A 5715-nucleotide genomic window follows, 5' to 3' on the forward strand; every position below is an offset into this window, starting at 1 on the left:
ACCGCCGAAGTCACCCTGACACGTCAGTTCCGGTCCGAGCTGGAAATGGGCCAGTCGATCATGGACCAAATGGGCGAAGCCATCGCTGTCTTTGCCAATGACGGCACCATGACCTTCTCGAATGAGACCTATCACAGCCTGTGGAAGATGGATCCCGAGGCCAGTTTTGCCAAAGTGTCGATCATGGATGCGGCCCGCGTCTGGCAGGATACCTGCAGCGCCACCCCCGTCTGGGGGGAGATCCGCGACTTTGTGGCTGGCAGCGATGGGCGCACGCCGTGGTGGTCGCAGGTGCAACTGCGCGACGGCACACCGCTGGTCTGCAAAGTGACTGCAATCCAGAACGGTGCCACCATGGTCAGCTTTCAGGCGCCAGAACCCGGCCTGCCGCCGCTGGATCAACAGAAATTCGCCATCACAGACCAGGGCGGCCAGGCCTGACACCCTGAGCCTTTCAGCAAGGTTTCCTGATTTGAAAGGGGCGCGATCAATGTAGGTTGATCGCGCCCTTCGCGCTTGCAGCCCCTGCCTGCCAAAGGCATTGTGCAGGGATGACCGAACAGCCTGATTTTGCCCCCTCTGACAGTCCCGCTTCTACGCGTGCGATTTCCCTGCAGCTCCCCTCTCCCGAGGCCACAACAGAGCTGGCAGAACAGATCGCCAAACAGCTACAGCCCGGTGACTGCCTATTGCTGGACGGGCCGATTGGGGCCGGCAAAACTCATTTTGCCCGCAGCTTGATCCAATCGCTGATGCATCCCCCAGAGGACGTGCCCTCGCCCACCTTCACCCTGGTGCAATGCTATGATGTCGCCGAGGCCGAGCTCTGGCATGCAGATCTCTACCGACTGTCTTCCCTGGAAGAGATCGAAGAACTGGGACTGACCGAGGCCTTTGATGAGGCCATTTGCCTGATCGAATGGCCGGATCGTCTGGCAGAGCTGACCCCCCCGCACGCGCTGCATCTGGCGCTGTCGCTGGACCCGGCCATGGGCCACGAAGACCAACGCCAGCTAACCCTGAGCTGGAGCGATGCCAAATGGCAAGGCCGCCTGGCCTCCCTTGTCGGGATGCCCCCCATTCCAAAGACCAGCGAGACCCTAGATGACAAATCGTGAAACCCAGATCTCCGGTTTTTTGCAGCGCACCGGCCGCGGTGACTGGTCCCGTACAGCCGTTGCTGGCGATGCCTCGGCGCGCCGTTATGAGCGGCTGACAAACTCCGATGGGCGCTCGCTCATCCTGATGGATGCGCCGCCGGAAACCGGCGAGACCATCCGCCCCTTTGTGCGCATCGCCAATTTCCTGCGCAGCCAAGACGTCAGCGCGCCAATCATCGTCGCCGAAGACCCTGACCAGGGCCTCTTGCTGACCGAAGATCTGGGCGACCAGCGGTTCTATGAGATCCTCAAGGCCGACCCCGGTCAGGAAGACGCCCTCTATGCGCTGGCGACAGATCTGCTGGTGCATCTGCACAAGACGCCCGCCTCAAACCTGACCGTAGCGCTGGAACCGCTTGGCCCCCGGCTCATGGCAGAAATGTCCAGTCTGGTGATCACCTGCTACCGCGATGGTATCCTCGGCACTTCAAACTCCGGCTTGCTGCCCCGGTTCGAGAACCAGTTCGAAGACATCCTGCGCCAGACGATCAAAGGCGAGGCGGTTTTTGTGCATCGCGATTTTCACGTGCAAAACCTGATGTACCTGCCTGAGCGCGAGGGGTTGGCCCAGATCGGAGTGATTGATTTTCAGGACGCCCGCACCGGCCATCCCGCCTATGATCTGGTCTCTTTGCTGCAGGATGCCCGCCGGGATGTGCCCGCCGCCATCGAGGCCAGGATGATCGACCGCTACCTGCAGGGTTCTGGGCTGGATGCCTCCGGATTTCGCACCGCCTATGCGGTGATCGGTGTGCAGCGGAACCTGCGTATTCTCGGCATCTTTGCCCGGTTGGCGCAGGAGCGGGGCAAGCCACAATACCTTGATCTGGTACCACGGGTCTGGGCCCATGTGGTGCGGGGGTTGGAGCATCCTGCCCTGGCGCAATTGGCAGAATGGCTGCTCAAGGAACTGCCCGCGTCAACACCTGAAAACCTGGCAAAGCTGCGCCGATGAACCTGACAAACACGCCCAATGTGATGCTCTTTGCGGCCGGCTTTGGCTCCCGCATGAAGGCCCTGACGCAGAGCTGCCCCAAACCGATGATCGAGGTCGCGGGCCGGCCTCTGATCGATCATACCCTGGCATTGGCGCAGGCGCTGAAGCCCGCGCAGATCGTCGCCAATCTGCACTACTTGCCGCAGCGGCTGGAACAGCATCTGTTGCCGCAGGGCGTGCAACTGAGCCATGAGCAACCAAAAGTTCTGGATACCGGTGGCGGGCTGCGCCAGGCGCTGCCGCTGCTGGGCAGGGAACCGGTTTTCACCGCCAATACCGATGTGATCTGGAAGGGGGAGAACCCGTTTCAAACCGCTTTGGCAGCCTGGGATCCGGCGCGCATGGATGCCCTGCTGGTCTGCATCCCGATCACGCGCTGTCGCGGCCGCAGTGGCGGTGGTGATTTCTCCTGTGACGCCCAGGGGAGGATCAGCCGGGGTGGTGATCTGGTCTATGGCGGGGTGCAGATCCTCAAAACCGACGGATTGCAGGATATCCCGGAGGAGGTCTTCTCGCTCAATATCCTGTGGAACCAGATGGCCAGGTACAATCGCCTGTTTGCGGTGGAATATCCCGGGTACTGGTGCGATGTCGGCCACCCCGAAGGCATCAAGATTGCCGAGGATCTGATTGCCAATGATGTTGTTTGAAGCCCAGGACGGCCCACGTATCTTTGCCGTTCCCAATGGCGTTGATTTCCCCCGCGCCCTGGCCCAAGGGCTGATCCAACGCAGTAGCTCCCTGCCGCCCGAAGATCTGGCGCGGGTCGAGGTGATCCTCAATACCGCGCGGATGATGCGCCGCTGTCGCGCCCTGTTCGAGGAAGGACCGGCGCTGCTTTTGCCCCGGATGCGGCTGCTCACCGATCTGGCGCAGGAGGCCAGCCTGCAAGGCCTGCCCCCGGCGCTGCCACCGCTGCGTCGTCGGTTGGAACTTTCGCAACTGATTGCCAAGCTTTTGGATGCGCAGCCGGATCTGGCGGCCCGCTCTTCGCTCTATGATCTCTCCGACAGTCTGGCGGCGCTCATTGATGAGATGCAGGGCGAAGGCGTCAGCACCGATGTGATCCGCGCGCTTGATATTTCGGACATGTCCGGCCATTGGGCGCGGGCGCAGCAGTTCATCGGCATCGCGGATACCTTCATCGACAGCCATGACGGCGCCATGGATGCTGAGGCGCGGCAACGGCAGGTGGTGTTGAACCTGATCGACAGCTGGCAGCTTAACCCGCCACAGCACCCGGTGATCCTGGCCGGCTCCACCGGGTCTCGCGGCACTACCCTGTTGCTGATGCAGGCCATCGCCCGCCTGCCGCAGGGTGCCGTGGTTTTGCCGGGCTATGATTTTGAACAGCCGCCAGAGGTCTGGGACCATCTACAGGACGCGCTGACCGCAGAGGATCACCCGCAGTACCGTTTTGCCAAACTGATCACTGATCTTGATTGCATGCCTGCGGATGTACAGCGCTGGACCCCGGATCAACCCGCCTCGCCGGCCCGCAACCGGCTGGTGTCATTGGCGCTGCGCCCCGCACCCGTCACTCATGCCTGGATGAGCGAAGGGCCAGAGCTGACCGATCTGGATCTGGCCTGCGCCGATATCACCCTGGTCGAAGCACCCAATCCCCGCGCCGAGGCGCTGGCCATCGCCCTGCGCCTGCGTCAGGCCGCCGAAGAGGGCAAAACCGCTGCGCTGATCTCACCGGATCGGATGCTCACCCGACTGGTTTCGGCGGCGCTGGATCGCTGGGGCATCCTGCCCGATGATTCCGCCGGCCTGCCGCTGCAATTGACGCCTCCGGGGCGGTTCCTGCGCCATGTGGCAGAGCTGTTTTGCAAACCTCTGACGGCGGATGCGCTGCTCACCCTGCTGAAACATCCGCTGACCCATGATGGCGCAGAGGCTGCCCGTGGCGAACACCTGCGCCACACCCGCGATTTTGAACTGGACCTGCGCCGCAATGGCCCACCTTTCCCGGATGCGACAAGCTTTGAAGCCTTTGACGCCAAACGGGATCTGATCTCCGGCTGGGTCGATTGGCTGGCACAGAACTTTGCAGATCGCGAGGTAACCACTCCGCTGCATCTGACGGAATGGGTGGCGCTGCTGCGCTGCCGTGCCGAGGCCATCGCCGCTGGCAGTCAGGTTTTTGCAGCGGGTGAAAGCGGCACGCTTTGGGACAAAAAGGCCGGTCAGGAAGCCCTGAAAGCCTTTGAAAACCTCGAGGCCGAAGCCTCTTATGGTGGTGCGATGTCGGCCCGTGATTTTGCTGATCTGCTGTCCGCCCTGCTGTCCCAGGGAGAGGTGCGCGACCGCGATACCCCCTATGGCTCTATCATGATCTGGGGCACGCTGGAGGCACGCGTGCAGGGCGCTGATCTGGTGATCCTAGGCGGCCTGAACGAGGGCAGCTGGCCCGAAGCCGCCAAGCCCGATCCCTGGCTTAACCGGCAACTGCGCCATCAGGCCGGGCTTTTACTGCCGGAGCGCCGCATTGGGCTTTCGGCGCATGATTTCCAACAGGCTGTGGCCGCGCCTGAGGTCTGGCTGACCCGCGCCGCCCGCTCGGACGAGGCCGATACGGTGTCTTCGCGCTGGCTCAATCGCCTGACCAATCTGCTGTCCGGTTTGCCCGATCAGGGCGGCAGGGCAGCGCTGGAGGCAATGAAAACCCGAGGGCAGGACTGGCTCGCCTGGGCCGAGGCCCTGGAAGAGCCCACAGAACTGCCACCAGCACCGCGCCCCTCGCCACGCCCACCTGTCGCCAGCCGTCCGCGCCGATTGACCATCACCGAGATCCCGCGCCTGATCCGCGATCCTTACGCGATATACGCCAAACATGTGCTGCGATTGCGGCCGCTGAATGCGCTGGTGCAGGAACCCGATGCGCTGCTGCGTGGCACCGTGGTGCATGAAATCTTTGAGGACTTCATCCGTGACAGCCTGGAAGACCCCAGCCGCCTGACCGCTGATCATCTGGTTGAAACCGCCCGCAATCTGTTGGAACGCGATGTGCCCTGGCCAGTGGCGCGGCTCTTGTGGCTCAGCCGTATTCAACGCCTTGCTGGCGAATTCATCCAGGCCGAACAGTCGCGCCAGTGCCGAGGCATGCCGCTCAAACTGGAAGCCATGGGCGAGGCCCGGCTGGAACCTTTGGATTTCACCATCGCCTGCCGCGCTGACCGGATTGATCAGGATGAACGCGGGTTTCTGCATCTCTATGATTACAAAACCGGCGCGCCACCCTCGGAAGCGCAGCAAAAGAAGTTTGAAAAGCAACTACTGATCGAGGCTGCCATGGCCGAAGAAGGTGCCTTTAAGGACATCGGCCCCGCCGAGGTCGCCCGCGCCGCCTTTATCGGTCTGGGCAGCAGCCTCAAGGAAGTGCCCGCACCACTGCAGGATCAGCCCCCAGCCAAGATCTGGGAGGAGCTGAAGCAATTGATTGGCGCCTATTTTGAACAGGATCAGGGCTATTCCAGCCGCCGCATGGTGCACCGCGATGACATGGCCGGCGATTACGACCACCTGGCCCGGTTTGGCGAATGGGACCGCAGC

General features: G+C 62.4%; 4 protein-coding genes and 1 pseudogene. All 5 read left to right on the plus strand.

From position 1 onward, the window contains the following. Positions 1-441 (plus strand): annotated as a pseudogene (locus ABJP42_RS16120) (PAS-domain containing protein); the annotation flags it as partial. A gap of 110 nt (positions 442-551) precedes the next feature. Further along, positions 552-1118 carry a tRNA (adenosine(37)-N6)-threonylcarbamoyltransferase complex ATPase subunit type 1 TsaE gene (gene tsaE, locus ABJP42_RS16125; RefSeq protein ID WP_348342152.1) on the plus strand — a complete coding sequence of 189 codons (567 nt, stop codon included), beginning with the start codon at positions 552-554 and terminating at the stop codon, positions 1116-1118. Continuing rightward, on the plus strand, positions 1105-2115 hold the full coding sequence (locus tag ABJP42_RS16130) for an aminoglycoside phosphotransferase family protein (RefSeq protein WP_348342154.1): 1011 nt from the start codon (positions 1105-1107) through the stop codon (positions 2113-2115). The genes tsaE and ABJP42_RS16130 overlap by 14 nt, the downstream gene beginning before the upstream one ends. Beyond that, positions 2112-2807 (plus strand): nucleotidyltransferase family protein, encoded by a 696-nt coding sequence (locus tag ABJP42_RS16135; protein WP_348342156.1) that lies wholly within the window; start codon positions 2112-2114, stop codon positions 2805-2807. The genes ABJP42_RS16130 and ABJP42_RS16135 overlap by 4 nt, the downstream gene beginning before the upstream one ends. Next, on the plus strand, positions 2797-5715 hold a 2919-nt coding region (addB, locus tag ABJP42_RS16140; RefSeq protein WP_348342158.1), incomplete at its 3' end, for a double-strand break repair protein AddB. The genes ABJP42_RS16135 and addB, both read left to right, overlap by 11 nt.

Source organism: Pseudophaeobacter sp. (assembly GCF_039971195.1).
Lineage (GTDB): Bacteria > Pseudomonadota > Alphaproteobacteria > Rhodobacterales > Rhodobacteraceae > Pseudophaeobacter.

Excerpts from the sequence above, each read along its gene's own strand:
- ABJP42_RS16130 (WP_348342154.1), top strand. The coding sequence starts at position 1,105 with ATGACAAATCGTGAAACCCAGATCTCCGGTTTTTTGCAGCGCACCGGC.
- ABJP42_RS16135 (WP_348342156.1), top strand. The coding sequence starts at position 2,112 with ATGAACCTGACAAACACGCCCAATGTGATGCTCTTTGCGGCCGGCTTT.
- tsaE (WP_348342152.1), top strand. The coding sequence starts at position 552 with ATGACCGAACAGCCTGATTTTGCCCCCTCTGACAGTCCCGCTTCTACG.